The 16,058-nt window shown below is 65.1% G+C and carries 13 protein-coding genes; 8 read left to right on the top strand and 5 right to left on the bottom strand.

Features of this window, described 5'->3' with window-relative positions; genetic code table 11:
- Nucleotides 1-276 precede the first annotated feature (276 nt).
- Both ACE10Z_RS00730 and ACE10Z_RS00725 read right to left on the bottom strand, forming a co-directional pair.
- Nucleotides 277-1,329: a helix-turn-helix domain-containing protein gene (locus tag ACE10Z_RS00730; RefSeq protein ID WP_375786237.1), complete on the bottom strand. Its 1,053-nt coding sequence runs from the start codon at nt 1,327-1,329 to the stop codon at nt 277-279.
- A gap of 53 nt (nt 1,330-1,382) precedes the next feature.
- Nucleotides 1,383-1,958, bottom strand: coding sequence for a GNAT family N-acetyltransferase (locus ACE10Z_RS00725; protein ID WP_375786236.1), 576 nt, complete (start codon nt 1,956-1,958; stop codon nt 1,383-1,385).
- Nucleotides 1,959-2,215: 257 nt separating this feature from the next.
- Between ACE10Z_RS00725 and ACE10Z_RS00720 the strand changes: the two genes are divergently transcribed.
- From ACE10Z_RS00720 to ACE10Z_RS00695, 6 genes are all read left to right on the top strand, one after another.
- On the top strand, nt 2,216-3,133 hold the full coding sequence (locus ACE10Z_RS00720; RefSeq protein ID WP_298370341.1) for a pirin family protein: 918 nt from the start codon (nt 2,216-2,218) through the stop codon (nt 3,131-3,133).
- Nucleotides 3,134-3,214: 81 nt separating this feature from the next.
- Entirely contained in the window at nt 3,215-4,129 is a 915-nt protein-coding gene (locus ACE10Z_RS00715; protein ID WP_375786235.1) for a phosphoribosylaminoimidazolesuccinocarboxamide synthase, read from the top strand.
- Nucleotides 4,130-4,411: 282 nt separating this feature from the next.
- Complete coding sequence (locus ACE10Z_RS00710; protein WP_375786234.1) at nt 4,412-5,452, top strand: zinc-binding dehydrogenase; 1,041 nt, start codon at nt 4,412-4,414, stop codon at nt 5,450-5,452.
- Between the two features lie 46 nt (nt 5,453-5,498).
- Entirely contained in the window at nt 5,499-6,305 is an 807-nt protein-coding gene (locus ACE10Z_RS00705) for a crotonase/enoyl-CoA hydratase family protein (protein ID WP_375786233.1), read from the top strand.
- A 106-nt stretch (nt 6,306-6,411) separates the two neighbouring features.
- A complete protein-coding gene (locus ACE10Z_RS00700; protein ID WP_375786232.1) occupies nt 6,412-7,446 on the top strand; it encodes an alpha/beta fold hydrolase in 1,035 nt (344 codons plus the stop codon).
- Nucleotides 7,447-7,826: 380 nt separating this feature from the next.
- Nucleotides 7,827-9,980, top strand: a complete 2,154-nt coding sequence (locus tag ACE10Z_RS00695) for an SLC26A/SulP transporter family protein (protein ID WP_375786231.1) — start codon at nt 7,827-7,829, stop codon at nt 9,978-9,980.
- Between the two features lie 114 nt (nt 9,981-10,094).
- Here ACE10Z_RS00695 and ACE10Z_RS00690 read toward each other — a convergent pair whose 3' ends face one another.
- Both ACE10Z_RS00690 and ACE10Z_RS00685 read right to left on the bottom strand, forming a co-directional pair.
- Nucleotides 10,095-11,465, bottom strand: a complete 1,371-nt coding sequence (locus ACE10Z_RS00690; protein WP_375786230.1) for an NAD(P)/FAD-dependent oxidoreductase — start codon at nt 11,463-11,465, stop codon at nt 10,095-10,097.
- A 60-nt stretch (nt 11,466-11,525) separates the two neighbouring features.
- Nucleotides 11,526-12,227, bottom strand: a complete 702-nt coding sequence (locus ACE10Z_RS00685) for a GntR family transcriptional regulator (RefSeq protein ID WP_375786229.1) — start codon at nt 12,225-12,227, stop codon at nt 11,526-11,528.
- 139 nt (nt 12,228-12,366) lie between these two features.
- Between ACE10Z_RS00685 and ACE10Z_RS00680 the strand changes: the two genes are divergently transcribed.
- Nucleotides 12,367-13,266: an amino acid ABC transporter substrate-binding protein gene (locus ACE10Z_RS00680; protein ID WP_375786228.1), complete on the top strand. Its 900-nt coding sequence runs from the start codon at nt 12,367-12,369 to the stop codon at nt 13,264-13,266.
- A gap of 137 nt (nt 13,267-13,403) precedes the next feature.
- On the opposite strand, the gene ACE10Z_RS00675 is transcribed toward ACE10Z_RS00680, so the two are convergent.
- A complete protein-coding gene (locus ACE10Z_RS00675) occupies nt 13,404-15,452 on the bottom strand; it encodes a TonB-dependent receptor (protein WP_375786227.1) in 2,049 nt (682 codons plus the stop codon).
- A 352-nt stretch (nt 15,453-15,804) separates the two neighbouring features.
- Between ACE10Z_RS00675 and ACE10Z_RS00670 the strand changes: the two genes are divergently transcribed.
- Nucleotides 15,805-15,981, top strand: coding sequence for a hypothetical protein (locus ACE10Z_RS00670; protein WP_375786226.1), 177 nt, complete (start codon nt 15,805-15,807; stop codon nt 15,979-15,981).
- Nucleotides 15,982-16,058: the final 77 nt, after the last annotated feature.

The following is a 16,058-nucleotide window of genomic DNA, read 5'->3' as shown; positions in this document are numbered from 1 at the left end:
GCAGCGGACGCGGTAGTGCTCGCCGGATTTGGAAATGAGGCTAGTCGAGAACTCGGGGCGGCTCGCCGATTCTGGAAATATGCTGTGATTACAAGGCCCTGTATTCGCAACGCCTCTTCCCTTCTCCGCTTGTGGGAGAAGGTGGCGCGGATGAAATCCGCGCCGGATGAGGGGTCTGCATCCGCCGAGAGAGACCCCTCACCCGGCTTCAATGCTTCCGCATTGAAGCCACCCTCTCCCACAAGGGGAGAGGGAAAGCCGCGTATGCGGCGCCAATTACACCGCCTTCAGCTTCCGGTACTCCGTCGGGGTCACCCCCGTGGTGGCCTTGAAGGCGCGGTTGAAGGGGCCGAGCGACTGGAAGCCGGCGTCCATCGCGATGGTGATGACGGGGACCTCGGCCTGCGAGGGATCGGCGAGCGCGGTCTTGGCCTCCTCGATCCGGTGGTTGTTGAGGAAGACATTGAAATTGCGGTAGCCGAGCCGCTGGTTGATCAGCCGCCGGAGACGATATTCGGGGATCTTCAGCCGGGTTGCGAGCGCGCCGATCGTGATGTTGTCGTGGCGATAGATGCGCTCGTCCGCCATCAGCCGCATCAGGGCATCGACCAGTCTCTGGTCCGCCGCCTCCTCGACCGCGGCCGGCTTCGTCAGCACGACAGCCTCCGCCGGCACCGTGAACAGGTCGGCGCCGTCGACGCGCATCATCGCCCAGGTGATCGCGGCCACGATGACGGTGAGCACGGCCGCGTTCAGCAAATTGGCCCATTCCACAGTCACGCGGCTGCCGGCATAGGCGATCTGGAGCAGCGCGTTCATGCCGCCGTACAGCGCAGACGCGGCGACGATGAAGACGCGGACACGGCGGCGGCGCTCGACCAGATCTGCCGACCACGATCCGATGGTTTGCGCCACCGCGAGCGCAACGAAGGCGAGCGTGAGCGAATTGACCATGATGATCGCGATCTGCGCGTGACCGGCGGGTGCAATCCACATGCAATTGACGAAGCTGTAGGCCACGACCGCGGCCCAGATCAGGCCGTGCCACCAGCGCAGCTGAAACGCGTCATCGAACAGCGCACGCGTGAACAGCCAGAACACCACGATGTCGCCGGTCGAGAGCGCGATCAGCGGCGCATGCCAGTCCGAGACCGGCGGGCCGGCACCAATCGACGCGGTCACCGCATGCGCGGCCGAGCCGAGCGCGAAGGCGACCGCGAGCTGGCCGGCCAGCACCTTGCGGAAATCCACGAACATCGAGGCCGCAAGCACCAGCAGCAGCGTCACGGTGGCGGCGCGCAGGCACAGTTCGGTCGCGGCAAAGGTCATCGGTCGATGCGATCTCCAAGGTCAGCAGAGAATCGTCCGTCAGGCGAGATTTTTCAAGAACCATCGCGCGGCCAGCGGCTGCGCTGCGTCACCCAGATATCGACGGCATCGCCCTCGAGCTTGCCCGGGCCTTCGTTCACCGCGCCCAGCCGCCGCGCCACGGCCTGCGAGGCGACGTTAGCGGGATCGATGCAATGGATGATGCGGTCGATAGTAAAATTATCGAACACAAAGTCGATCGCGGCGCGCGCCGCCTCCACCGCATAGCCCTTGCCGCGACACTCCCTGGCGATACCCCAGCCGACCTCGAAGCCCGGCCAGCCCGGCGGATAATACGGCCCGACGCGGCCGATGTAGCGGGAGGAGGATTTTTCCTCGACCGCGAACATGCCGAAGCCGTGCAGCGCCCAATGGCCGGAGATGACGGCGGCGTTGCGCCAGCCCTTCAGCTCCGAGGTGACCGGCTGATGATCCGGCGTGATGAAGCGCGCCGTCTCGGGATCGGACAGCATTTTCGTGTTGTCAGCGATGTCGGACGCGCGCCACGGCCGCAGGATGAGGCGCGCGGTTTCGATCACGGGACCATCGACCTGCAGCAGCCTTGCGCCCGGCTTGATCAGAGAAACCATGACATGCTCCAGTTTCCGGAATTATGCCGTTGTCATGAAACGCACGCCAGAGCCGAACACTCCGCCGTCGTCCCTGCGAAAGCAGGGACCCATAACCACAGGGTTGCGTTGTTGAAGCAAGCCGCGGCCCCAGCGAGCGCAAGAATTGACATTTGTGGTTATGGGTCCCGGCTCGCGCTTCGCTTGGCCGGGACGACGGATAGAGCGTATGATCGCTGCAAAAGAGTATGATCCGGCAAAACTGCAAGGAGTCCGACATGAGCTGGCAGCCCTCGACCGATCCCGAACTCGGCGATCCCAAGACCTGCGACGCGCTGGATCTGATCATCGTGCCGCGCACCCGCGATCTCGGCGACGGCTTTGCCGTGCGCCGCGCGCTGCCGCATGGCAAGCGGCAGATGGTGGGGCCTTTCATCTTCTTCGACCATTTCGGTCCGGTGCAGTACCTCGCCGGCAAGGGCATGGATGTGCGGCCGCATCCGCATATCGGGCTCGCCACCGTCACCTATCTGTTCGACGGCAGCATCATGCACCGCGACAGCGAGGGCAACATCCAGGAGATCCAGCCCGGCGCCATGAACCTGATGACCGCGGGCGCCGGCATCGCGCATTCCGAGCGCACCCCCGACGTGCAGCGCCGCGACGGCCAGAAGATGCTCGGTCTGCAAAGCTGGATCGCGCTGCCGGCCGGCAAGGAAGAGATCGCGCCGTCATTCCAGCATTATGGCGCAGGTGACCTGCCGATGATCTCGGAGCGCGACTTCACCGCGCGCGTCATCGCCGGCTCGGCGTTCGGCATCAGCTCGCCGGTCAGCATGGTCTCGCCGTGGTTCTACACGGAAGTGACTGCGCAGGCCGGCACCTCGGTGCCGCTCGACCCTGATCACGAGGAGCGCGCGATCTATCTCGTCGACGGCGAGGTCGAGATCGCGGGCGACCGCCACGAGGGCCCGCGGCTGCTGATCTTCCGGCCCGGCGACCGCATCACCGTGAAGACGCTGCGGCCGACCCGCATGATGTTCCTCGGCGGCGATGCGCTGGAAGGACCGCGCCACATCTGGTGGAATTTCGTCTCGTCCTCGAAGGAGCGGATCGAGCAGGCCAAACAGGACTGGAAAACCGGGCGTTTCGCGCAGGTTCCGCATGAACACGAGTTCATTCCGCTGCCGGAGTGAGCTATTTCCTGTGATAATCTTCGGCGCCCGCACGCCTCGTGCGGGCGCACGTCTTTGAACACCGCCCAGAAAGACAATGCCATGACCGCGATGCTATCCAGCGATTTGCCCCTGCCCCGGATCGGCCGCGGCAAGGTGCGCGATATCTACGCCGTCTGCGACGACCGCGTGCTGCTGCTCACCACCGACCGGATCTCGGCATTCGACGTGGTGATGGCGGAGACCATTCCGATGAAGGGCGCGGTGCTGACCCAGATCAGCGCCTGGTGGTTCCGGCAGCTCGAAGGCACCGTGCCGCATCACATGCTCAGCGCCGATGCCGACGAGATCATCTGCGCGGTCCCTGAGCTGAAGAACCATCGCGCCGACATCCTCGGTCGCGCGATGCTCTGCAAGCGCACCACCGTATTCCCGATCGAATGCGTGATCCGCGGCTACATCTCCGGCTCGGCGTGGAAGGAATACGCCGCCGACGGCACGCTCGCCGGTGAGAAGCTGGCGGCGGGCCTGGTCGAGAGCCAGAAGCTCGAGCCCGCGATCTTCAGCCCGGCGACCAAAGCCGAGGCCGGCCATGACGAGAACATCACGGTTAAGCGGGTGCGCGAGATCGTGGGCGCGGACGTTGCCGCGACGCTGGAGAAGATGGCGCGCGACGTCTACGCTTACGGCGAACAGACCAGCCGCGCCCGCGGCATCATCATCGCCGACACCAAGTTCGAATTCGGCCGCGACAGAGACGGCCGCATCATCCTGATCGACGAGGTGATGACGCCGGACTCCTCGCGGTTCTGGGCGGTCGATGCCTACAAGCCCGGCCAGCCGCAGCCGAGCTTCGACAAGCAGCCGCTGCGCGACTATCTCGATGTCGAACGCCACGCCCGCCGCTGGAACGGCGACGCCCCGCCCCCGCCGCTACCGGCGAGCGTGGTGGATGCGACCAGCAAGCGGTATCTCGAGGCGTACCGCCGCGTGACGGGGACCGAGCTGAAGGTCTAGCGTCATCGTCGGCGCGTTCGCTCTATCACCGTCACCCTGAGGAGGCCGCAACGCGGCCGTCTCGAAGGGTCGACGGCCGCTAGCGGGGCCGTGCATCCTTCGAGGCTCGCTGCGCTCGCACCTCAGGATGACGGGGGGAGCGACGCGACGCGCTACACCTGGCATCACCTGACCGTGTCAGCCACTAGGCGCCAGGTGAATCTCATTCACCCCTGTTGAAGACAAACCTTTTGTCGGCGCATCCACCGCGCTGCACTCTCGGCTCAAAGCGGAGAGTGCACGATGCGGCAATTGACTTATATCGGCGGCAACAAGGTCGAATGGTGGGACGTTCCCGCGCCGAGGCTACAGGATGACGGCGACGCGCTGGTGCAGCCGCTCGCGGTGACGCGCTGCGATCTCGATCTTGCGATCGTGCACGGCCGGTCGGGCCTCGCAGGTCCGTTTGCGCTGGGACATGAGACCGCCGGCCGCATCGTCGACGTCGGCGGCGCGGTGAAGAATTTCGCGCCCGGCGATCTCGTCATCGTTCCGTTCCAGATCAGTTGCGGCACTTGCGACCGCTGCCGGCGCGGCCACACCAATGCCTGCACGGGGGTGCCGTTTCGCTCCTCCTACGGGTTGAAGCCGGTCTGCGGCGTGGAATATGGCGGCGGGCTGTCCGACCTCATCCGCGTGCCGTTTGCCGATCACATGCTGGTCCGCCAGCCGAACGGCCATGCCCTGTCGCAAACCGCGGGGCTTGCGGACGGCGCGACCGACGGGTTCAGCGCCGTGGCGCGCTGGCTCGCGCAACGGCCCGGCGCCGACGTGCTCGTGATCGGCGGTTTCGCGCAGTCGCTCGCGCTGTTTGCGGTGCAGGCGGCAGTGGCGCGCGGCGCGGGCCGCGTCGTCTATCTCGACGACCACGCGCCGCGCCTCGCCAAGGCGAAGTCGCTCGGTGCCGATATCATCGAAGCCCCAAGCGGCCTGTCGATGGAGCCGCCCGGCCTGTTCCCGATCGTGATCGATGCGGCCGCGACCGACGCCAGCACGCTGCTCGCATTCCGCGCAACGGAACCCAACGGCATCTGCCAGCGCATGTATGGCGACTTCGCCGAGACCACGCCGGTCCCGCTGCGGCATATGTATGAAGTCGGGATCACGTTGAAGGTCAGCCGCGTCAATGTTCGCGCCGAACTGCCCGACTGCGTCGCGCATGTGGCGGCAGGCCATTACCACCCGGAGCATGTCATCACCCGCCGCGTCCGTTTCGAGGATGCGCATGAGGCGATCGGCGACCCGACCATCCGCGTCGCCTTCGTTCGTGATGGCATTGCCTGACGGGCAACGTTACGTTGGCGCCAAGCAACAAGCCAGGGAGCGACCCATGTCCGATGCCGATACCGTGCTCGTCGAGCGCGATGGTCCCGTCACCATCATCTCCATCAACCGTCCGCACAACCGCAACGCCGTCGACGGCGCCACCGCACGCAAGCTGTATGACGCGTTCCTGGCCTTCGACGCCGACGCGAGCGCATCGGTCGCGGTGTTCACCGGCACCGGTGGCTATTTCTGCGCCGGCGCCGACCTGAAGGCGGTGGCAGCCGGCGATCCCGAGAAGAAGCGCGAGATCGGCGGTCACAACACGATTGCGCCGATGGGGCCAAGCCGGCTGCGGCTCTCGAAGCCGGTGATCGCCGCGATCGAGGGCTTTGCGGTCGCCGGCGGCATGGAGCTTGCGCTGTGGGCCGACATGCGCGTCGTCGCCGAGGACGCGACCTTCGGCGTGTTCTGCCGCCGCTTCGGCGTGCCGCTGATCGACCTCGGCACCATCCGCCTGCCGCGGCTGATCGGCCATTCGCAGGCGATCGATCTGATCCTCACCGGCCGCCCGGTCGCAGGCCCCGAGGCGCTTCGCATGGGGCTCGCGAACCGATTGGTGCCGAAGGGCGAGACGCGCGCGCATGCCATTGCGCTCGCCAAGGACATCGCGAAATTCCCGCAGAACTGCATGCGCGCCGACCGCCTGTCGGCGTTGCGGCAATGGGACCTCGACGAGGAAGAGGCGATCAAGAACGAAATGCGCGGTGGCCTCGACGTGATCGCGTCGGGCGAAACACTGTCGGGTGCTGCTCGCTTCGCCTCGGGTGTCGGCCGCCACGGCGCCTTCGGCAATGAGGGCGGGAATGGTTGAGGTCTGCGAATTGCACCATCGCGGTGCTTGAGCTCAAGGCTTAAGCTCAAGGCTTTGCGTTCCTACCGCGAACGTGCTGAGCTGGCGTAACCATCCGGAACACATGATGCCCGCAACCGAGCTGAAGACATTCACCACATCCGATTTCCGCCTGGAGAACGGCAGCGTGCTGGGTGAGGTCACCATCGCGTACCGCACCGTCGGCACGCTGGCGCCCAACCGCGACAATGTCGTGCTGATCACCCACGGCAACACCAGCGGGCCGCAGATGATCGATCCCGGCGGATCGACCGGCGAAGGCAGCTGGAACGAGATCGTCGGCCCCGGCAAGGCTGTCGACACCAACCGCTACTTCGCAATCTGCCCGAACATGCTGGGCTCGTCCTACGGCTCGACCAATGCGGCAAGCATCGACCCGCGGACCGGCCGGCGTTACGGGCCGCGTTTCCCTGATATCACCGTCAGCGACATCGTCGCCACCCAGCGCGCGATGCTCGATGAACTCGGCGTCGACAAGCTCGTTGCCATCGTCGGCCCGTCCTATGGCGGTTTCCAGGCATTGCAATGGGCGGTGAACTATCCGGACGCGATGCGCGGCATCGCCGCTGTCGTCACCGCGCCGCTGGTGCCGCGCGAGCGCGCCGAGGGCAACGTCGCGCGCCTGATGGCGGCGCTGTCGCAGGATCCGAGCTGGAGCGGCGGCGACTATTACGATCACGGCGGCGTGCTCGAAAGCATGATCCAGATCCGCACCGCGACGCTGAAGACCTACGGCATCGAAACGCGGCTGCGCGATACGCTGACCGATCCCGCGGCGATCGAAGCCGCGATCCGCGCCGAGGCGACGGAATGGGCCAGGGGGTTTGACGCCAATTCGCTGTTGACGTTGGCCAAGGCGCTGCGTGGCTTCGACGTTACGGCGCAGTTCGGACAGATCAAGGCCAAGGTGCTCTATGTCCTGTCGCGGACCGACAAGCTGTTCCCGCCGGAGCTTGCGCCCCAGGTGATGCCGGCACTGAAGGCCGCCGGCGTCGACGCCGATTATTTTCTGCTCGACAGCGACTACGGCCATTCGGCATCGGGCCGCGACGCGCACAAATGGGCGCCGCGGTTACGCGCATTCATGGACAGCCTCGGCTAGTGTGCTGAATGCGAAGTTCGTGCGATTTCGCGGCAGCCGCTTTCACGAACTTCGCATTCGTAAAGCACACTAGAATCATAAGTTTGCTAGTTTCCTGATCGAATCCGAAGTTCGCTCCGAAGGTGCGGCGAATGATACGAACTTCGGATTCGGGACACTAGGCAATCCGACCGCATCGGTACATCCGATCCGGAAACACCGCACCCTGGCCCTCGCCCGCGACCGGGTGAGGCAGAAAATGCGCGTATTGAGAACCGGTTGTCACAAAAATCCTGTTGTCGTCCTGCGCTGGGCTCGTCTACGACTGACGGCGAAAGTTCAGGACATTTTTCAACGTGATTAGTCGATCGCTTTATTTCGGCTCGCGCGCGCGACGGGCCATGCATGACGTTCTCGGCGGCAGCGCCGCCAGTGTCCTCGGCATCACGTTCGGCCTGTCCTACGCGCTGCTGATCTTCGCCGGGCCATTGTCGCCCTATCTGTCATACGGCGTCGCGGCGACATTCATCTCCTCGGCCGTGCTTGCGACCTTGATCGCGCTCGGCAGCTCGCTGCCCTTCGCCGTCGCCGGCCCTGACAGCTCGACCGCGGCGGTAACGGGGATCCTGATGGCCTCGCTGGTCGAGCGCATCGGTGCGGCCGACCCGACGGCGCCGCTGCTTACGCCGGTGCTGATCACGCTTGGGCTCTCGACCATCGTCACCGGCATCGTGCTGTGCTGCCTCGGACTGACGCGGCTGGGCCGCGCCATCCGCTACGTGCCCTACCCCGTAGTCGGCGGGTTCCTCGGGGCAACCGGCCTATTGATCGTGCTGGGCGCGATCAGGGTGATCACCGGTTACCCCGTGCAGCTCGGCACGCTCTTCCACTTCACGAACGTCATCACGATCTCCGAGCTCAGTGCCGCCTGCGCGATGGCGCTGGTGCTTTATCTGACCTGGCACCGCTCGCGGACCCCGTTTGGCCTGCCGATCATCCTGGTTACCGGCGTGATCGTGGCGCATCTCGCATTCTGGATCATCGGCATTACGCCGGAGGAAGCTCATTTGACCGGCTGGACCTTCCAGCCGCCGCCGGCATCGACCTTCATGCTGCCATGGCACACGGCCGAGCTCGCGCAGTACCCGTGGTCGGCGGTGCCGGACCTGCTCGGCAACATGATCGCCGTCGTCTTCGTCACGGCGGCAAGCACGCTGTTCAACACCACCGGCATCGAGGTCGCGGTGCATCGCGAGGCCAATCTCGAGCGCGAACTCAACATCACCGGCTTCGCCAACATCGTGACCGGCGCGCTGGCCGGCTACGCCGGCTGCATTTCGGTCAGCCGCTCGATCCTGAATTTCTCCAGCGGCGGACGCGGCCCGCTGTCGGGCCTGACGGTTGCCGCGATCTCGCTGCTGATGCTGGCCGTGGCGCCGCAGCTGCTCGGCTACATGCCGAAATTCGTGCTCGGCGGGCTCTTGATCTATCTCGGCGCCGACCAGTTGCACAAATGGATGATCGAATCGCGCAAGCGGCTGTCGCGGACCGAATATGTGTCGCTGCTCGCGATCATCGTCATCATCGTGGCCTGGGGCTTCGTGCCCGGCATCCTGATCGGGGTGATCATCGGCTGTGCGACCTTTGCGCTCAGCGCGGCGCGGGTCGAGGCGATCAAATACGGCTTTGACGGCTCGGAGTATCGCAGCTCGCTGGATCGCTCGCGCGACGACCGCGAGGTGTTGTCGGCCCATGGCGGCAAGATCCAGGGGCTGACCCTGCAGAGCTACCTGTTCTTCGGTTCCGCCAACCGGCTCTACCAGCACGTCAAGGCGCTGCTGCGCGAACACCCGGAGTGCCGTTATCTGCTGTTCGACTTCAAGCTCGTCACCGGCGTCGATTCATCCGCGGTCTACAGCTTTGCGCAGATCAAGCGCAGCGCGCATGAGGTTGGCGTCGAGCTGGTGCTGGTGCATCTGCCGGCCAAGGCCGAGCAGGTGCTGCGCGCCAGCGACTTCATCACCGACGGCGTCACCGTGATCGACGAGCTCGATCACGCGCTGGAGTGGTGCGAGAACCAGATCATCTCCCAGCACCAGGAGCTCGCGCAGGAGGAAGCCGACCTGCGCGGCTGGTTCACCGGGATGCTCGACAGCGAGAACGACGCCGACACGCTGATCCGGCGATGCCAGCGCATCGAGGTGGACGCCGGCGAGATCATCGTGAACGCCGGCGACGCCGCCGATTCCATGCACTTCATCCTCGACGGCCGCGTCGGCATCATGGTGCCCGCCGAGGACGGCCGCACCACGCGGGTGCGCAGCCTCGGCCGCTACACCACGATCGGCGAGATGGGTCTCGTCGCGCACGCCCCGCGCAGCGCGACCATCCAGGCCGAGACGGCGAGCGTGCTATACGTTCTGAACACCCGCCAGTTCGTGGCGATCCGCGACGAGGACCCCGAGCTCAGCCACAAGCTCCTGACCTATTTCGTCTCCGTGATGGCGGAGCGGCTGACGTTTGCCAACCGCACCATCGCCGTGCTGCGGCGATGACAGTGCGTAGTGCGTAGCCCGGATGAAGCGAAGCGTAATCCGGGGTCTCGCCGCGAGGCCACATAGGCCCCGGATTGCGCTTCGCTTCATCCGGGCTACGGAGCTGAGATTGAGCTACAGCAGCCCCCGGCTTTCGCTTGCCGCGAGTTCGGCCATCAGCGCCTTGTCGTCATAGCGCGCGAGCGAGAGGCTGCGGGCGAATTCGGGTACGGGCGCGCCGACCACGGCGCGGGCGCAGAGATCGCCGGTGGCGCAGGCGCCCATCGTGCCGTAACCGGAGAGCGCGGTGGCAAGAAACACGCCCGGCGTCTTCGCAGCCCCAATCAACGGCCAGTTTTCCTTCGTCATCGGATAGTAGCCGCCGTAATGCACGCGGTCGCGCGGCAAGGCGCCGAGATACTGCGCGAGCCGCGGCTGCAAGCGGCTCGCCGCGCGCAGCACCACCTCGGGGAAATAAGGGTTCAGCTCCGGCTCGCGGACCGGCACCGTGGTCTGCTCGGCGTTGAAGGCCCAACCGAGCTTGATCCACTCGCCATGATCGCCGCCATCGGGCCGGCAATGGATGCTGCCCGGCATCGGCGCCAGCAGCTGCGCGAATTCGGGTGCCGCGGACAGCGCCTCGCGCTCGTCATCGGACCAGGCCAGCGTCTGGCCGTCGAGATCGATCGCGAACGGCATCTTGCGATCGACCGCGCGGTTGCGATCGGCGAACGCGATCTTCTGCTGCAGCACATTGACGATCGGAAGCTCTTCGCCATGCATCGCCGCGACATCCGCGGCAAACGGGCCCGCGGCATTGACAATGATGTCGGCCTTGATGGTCTGCCTCGCGCCATCGGCCAGCACGTCGACAACGAAGCGATCGGTCTTCGCGATGCCGACCACCCTCGCCTGCTGGAACTGCGCGCCCAGCGGCCGCATCGTCTCCAGCATGTACTGGCCGAGCTGCTGGCCGCTGATGTCGCCCGCCCGGCGGATATGCAGTGCGGTCGAGACTTCCTTGTCGAAGGTCGGATAGTGGGTCTGGATGAGATCGCGACCGCGCAGGACATCGACACCGTCAGGCGCGCTCTGCCAGTCCGCCGAATGCGGCGGCACATAGCCGCGGCTCGACCCTTCATGCAGGCGGATCAGCTTCGCGGCCTGCGCGCCATAGCCGGCGTAGAGCTGCTGCAGCAATTCCTCGGGCTTCTCCTCGCGCGTGACCAGCAGATATCCGCGCCGCGTCATGTGGATGCGGTTGTCGCTGCGGCGCGCGATTTCCTCCATCAGGTCGGTGGAATGATCGGTGAAGTCGGCCATCGTCGGATGCGGCCACCAGTTGCGGTAGTTCTCGCCTGACTGCGCCGAGGTCAGCGCCATCGGCTGGCCCTCGTCGACGATCAACAGACGCGACCGCTTGTGCTCGACGGCGAGGTAGTAGCCCGTGGCGATGCCGACGATGCCTGCACCGATCACCAGGATTTCGACGTCATTGGTCTTCACGCGTAGTCTCCCAAAGGCCCGCGACGGAGCCTGCGATGATTCAAATTGTCCGTGCAGCAATCAGGCGGGACGTTCCGGGCTCGCATCGCGCACCGCCTGGCGCTGCGCCGAGCGCAGCGTCTTCTGCGTCTCCTCGATGTGATCGCGCAGCAGGCGGACGGCCTTCTTGACCTCGCCGTCGCGGCAGAATTCGAGCAGCCGGTAGTGCTCGCGCTGCGGACGCTCCTTGCCGGTCGCCTGCGACACCAGCGCCCGCGTGAACCGGCCGACGTGGCCGTAATTCGCCTCGATCATGCTGAGCAGACGCGGCCGATTGCACGGCGCGTAGAGCGTGGCGTGGAATTTCCAGTTGAAGGTGCCCCATTGCGCCGGATCGGGCTCGGCGTCGTAGGCGCGGAGGATTTTCGTCGCCGCCTCGAGATCGATCTCGCCCATCGCGGGGATCGCCAATCGCAACGCGTGGCACTCGAGCGCGATGCGAATCTCGAGCAGCTCGATCACCTCGTCGATCGAGAGATCCGAAACCACCGCTCCGCGGTTGGGCAGGAACGTGACAAAGCCTTCGGCCTCGAGCTGGCGCAGCGCCTCGCGCACCGGGATGCGGCTGGTGCCGAACCGCGCAGCGAGCTCGTCCTGGCGGAGCTGCAGTCCCGGCGCGAGTTCACCGGAGCTGATCGCGGCCCGCAGCGCCTCGCGCACGGCGTCCGGCGCGGAACCGTGAGGTCCGGCCCCTCGATGGGTTGCGGCGGTTCCAGTTTCCATCCGGCTTCTCTCTCGCTGGTGCCAAGCCAAGGTATCCGACCTGGCCACGATTGTATAAAATCAGATTGCTGATTATGCAATCCAATGTATAAAATCATCAACTATCGTATCCAATTCTGCCGGAATCTGCGAGCACCTGATGAATAAAGCACTCAAGCGATTGATCTACCTAGCCTTTCTTGCGACGACGGCAGCGGCCCCGGCGCAAGCCCAATCGCCCGACGGGACCCTTGCCAAGATCCGCGACACCGGCGAAATCCGGCTCGGGCACCGCGACGTCTCGGTCCCGTTCTCCTATCTCGACGACAATCAGAAGCCGGTCGGCTTCGCGATGGACCTCTGCGCGCGGATCGTCGAAGCGGTGAAGACCGAGCTCAAGCTGCCGGCGCTGCAGACCAAGCTGCAGCCGATCCAGCTCTCCACCCAGATACCGCTGATCGAGAACGGCACCATCGACATCGTCTGTGGTCCCGCGACCAACACGCTGGAGCGGCAGAAAGTCGTCGCCTTCAGCACCACGATCTTCGTGTCGAGCATCCGCGCGGTGGTGCAGAAGGATGCGCCGATCAAGACCTTCGAGGATCTCGGCGGCAGGCCGGTCTCGCTGACCTCGGGATCAACCTCGATCGGACTGTTGAGCGCGCGCGCCCAGGCGAAGAACTTTCAGACCAAGAACATCCTGACGCCGGATCATGCCGCGTCGTTCCTGGCGCTGACCACCTCCCGCAGCGATGCCTTCGTGATGGACGACATTTTGCTCGCCAGCCTGATTGCGGGCAGTCCCAATCCGTCCGACTGGCGCATCATCGACGACAGCCTGCGCACCGAGCCCTACGGGCTGATCATCCGCAAGGGCGATCCGGAGTTCAAGGCGCTGGTCGACCGGACGCTGGTCGCCATGATGAAGAGCAATGAATTCCAGGTGCTCTACGCAAAATGGTTCACGCGGCCAATTCCACCGAAGAACGTGAACCTGAATTTCCCGATGACGGCACCACTGAAGGACGCGGTCGCCAATCCGAACGACAAGGGCGTGTGACCGGCAATCGCCGGATCGCGACAACGGAATGGCCACCGCACACCAGCTTGTCGCGCGCGATGGCCTTTTCGAGGTTTTGCCGACTTTTTGGGCATAATCTTTTCGGAAAACCGCTTCGCACTTTTCCGGATCATGCCTTAGAAATCGACCGTCATGGAAAGCCACAGCGTCCGCGGCATGCCGCTGATCACATAGCCGGTTGGATTGCCGATCCAGTAGTGATTGTCGAACACATTGGTCAGTGACGCCCTGAACGTGGTCGGGCGCCCCGCGAGGCTCGTCGCGTAGCGCGCACCGATATCGAAGGTCGCCCAGGCGGGGACGCTCTGGATGTTGTCGGCGCTGACATAGGCCCGGCTCGTGTAGATGGCGCGCGCCGTCGCGGTGAGGCCCGGCACGAAGGGCGTATCCCATTCGACGCCCAGATTACCCTGCAAATCAGGCGCGCCGATCGCGCGATTGCCGTCGTAGAGGTGGCCTTGCGTCTGGGTGAGCCGGGCATCGAGCCAGGTCACACCACCGAGGACGCGGACGCCGGGCGCGACCTCGCCAAAGGTATTGAGCTCGACGCCGCGGTTTCTCTGTTCGCCATCGAGGCTGTAGATCTTGGTGACGGGATCGATCACACCGCTCGGCAGGCTGATCTGGAATGCCGAGAGGCTCGCGCCGAAGCCTCCGAGATCGAGCTTTGTACCGACCTCGACTTGCCGTGTCTTGAAGGGCGCGAACACCGCATTGGTATTCGCCGCGCCCGAAGGCGGCGTCGGCCCGGGCGTCAGGCCTTCGATATAGTTGGCATAGAGCGAGAGCTGCTTGATCGGCCGCACCACCAAGGCAATCGAAGGCGACGTTGCGCTGTCGTCGTAGTGCGTCGTTTCCAGCCCGCTGACGGGATCGAAGCTGCTGGCAATCACCTGCTGCCGGCGCGCGCCCACAATTACTTGCAACATGCCCCCCATGGTCGTGATGGTATCGGCAACACCGACACTGCGCAGTCCGAGGAAGTCCGACTCGCCCTCCGGGAACGTCGATACCGGGGGGCCAGCGGTCGCCAACAAGGTCGGTCGGTAGATGTTGGTCAGGTAGGTCGCGTAGTTGGTCTGGCCGAGCCAATCGGTCCGGTCGAGCGCGCTGCCGCTGACGACCACCTCGTGGCCGACGGGTCCGGTGTCGAAACGCGCACGGACGCCCGCCTCGCCGGAGACGCCCTCCGACTTGCCGGTCTGGAATCGGGACGTGCCCCGGGCATCGCCCGCGGTGTTGAGAATCGTCGCGCCCGGGTCTTCCTGCTTGTCGTAGCGGAACTGGTTGGCGCCGATCGCGCCGAACACGGTGACGCTGTTGCTGAGATCGTATTCGGCCCTGGTCAAGCCGGTCAGGCTCTGCGACCGCGCACGGTCAAACGGCTGCGCGAGATTGATGCGCGGATCGGGAGCCTTCGGCATGGCGATGCCGGGCAGCGGCGTATAGCCGCGCTGGGCCGCCTTCATCCAGTCGTCCTGGGAGATGATGTCGGCGGACCAGCGAAAGCGCTCGCGATGATAGTCGACGCCGAGCGAGCCGACGCCGTTGCGCGTGGACTGCCGGTCGATCGTGGTGTTGCCGCCATCGATCCCGCCGTTGAAGCGAACGCCCCACTCCTTCTGTTCGCCATAGCGGCGAGCGAGGTCGAGCTCCGTTCCGAAACGTCCATCCGAGATGTAGCCTGCGGTGAGGCGCGTGAGGTCTTCCGCCGCCCGCTTGGTCACGACGTTGACCGTGCCGCCGATGCTGCCTTGCGGGGCCATACCGTTGAGGAAGGCACCCGGCCCCTTGAGCAGCTCAATGCGCTCGATCGGAGCCGGGTTGACGCGATAGGCCGGAACTAGGCCGTAAAGCCCATTCAGCGCGATTTCGCTGTTCTCGACCCGGAAGCCGCGGATGGTCAGCGCGTCATAGCGGTTGCTGCTGCCGATCGCAGCCCGCACCGACGGATCGGAATTCGTCAGCACTTCGGCAACGCTGGTTGCCTGCTGATCGCGGATCGTCTTCTCGGTGTAGCTCGTCAGGCTGTACGGCGTATCCATATAGTCCTTGTTGCCGAGCAGCCCGAGTTGCCCGCCGCGCGCGACCTGGCCGCCGATATAGGGCACGGGCAACGCCGCTTGCTGCGTACCGGCCGTCGGCGTCGCTACGGGTGTCTGCACGTGCTCGCGCCTGCTCGCCAGATGCGATGCCGACGAGCGCGCCGACCGTGACGATGACGGCCTCCGAACCGGCGTGGCGCGATGCTGTGGCGCGGCCACGACGACCGGCGGAAGCGGCGCGACATTGCTTGCGGGTGGTTGCTCCGGCGACTGTGCGAGCGAAGGGACCGTGGTCAGGAGGAGAGACGCGCACGCGAGTCGGAATGCGCACGGAACGTTTGAAGTGACGAGCATAAGGTCCCCGGATTCTTGTTCTTGGTTTCGGCTCGAACATCGTCAGAGTTCAAGCGCGACCACCGGGGCATAAGCAGCATGCGCTGTGACGCCAACTAGAACGCATCTAAGAGAGGGGATGAAGCTTGCTGCGCGAGGCGCTATCGATGCGGAAGATTCGACGATTCGAATATTCTTCCGTTGCGTGGCATCGCGCGTACGCAGCTTGATTCTGAAGGCTCGCTTCGAGATTAGAAAGATTCTTGATGCGATCGCCGTCGCGATCGGAGCGCCATCATTTGGTGGACGCGATTAAATGTCGCACGCCGGCAGACGGAGCGGTCGACAGGGACGATCGATGGTTCGCCGGCATGCGTCCCCTCGCCCGCAAGG

Origin of the sequence: Bradyrhizobium sp. Pha-3 (assembly GCF_042258615.1) — a bacterium.
GTDB lineage: Bacteria > Pseudomonadota > Alphaproteobacteria > Rhizobiales > Xanthobacteraceae > Bradyrhizobium.
This window is presented reverse-complemented; position numbering and strand designations above follow the sequence as displayed.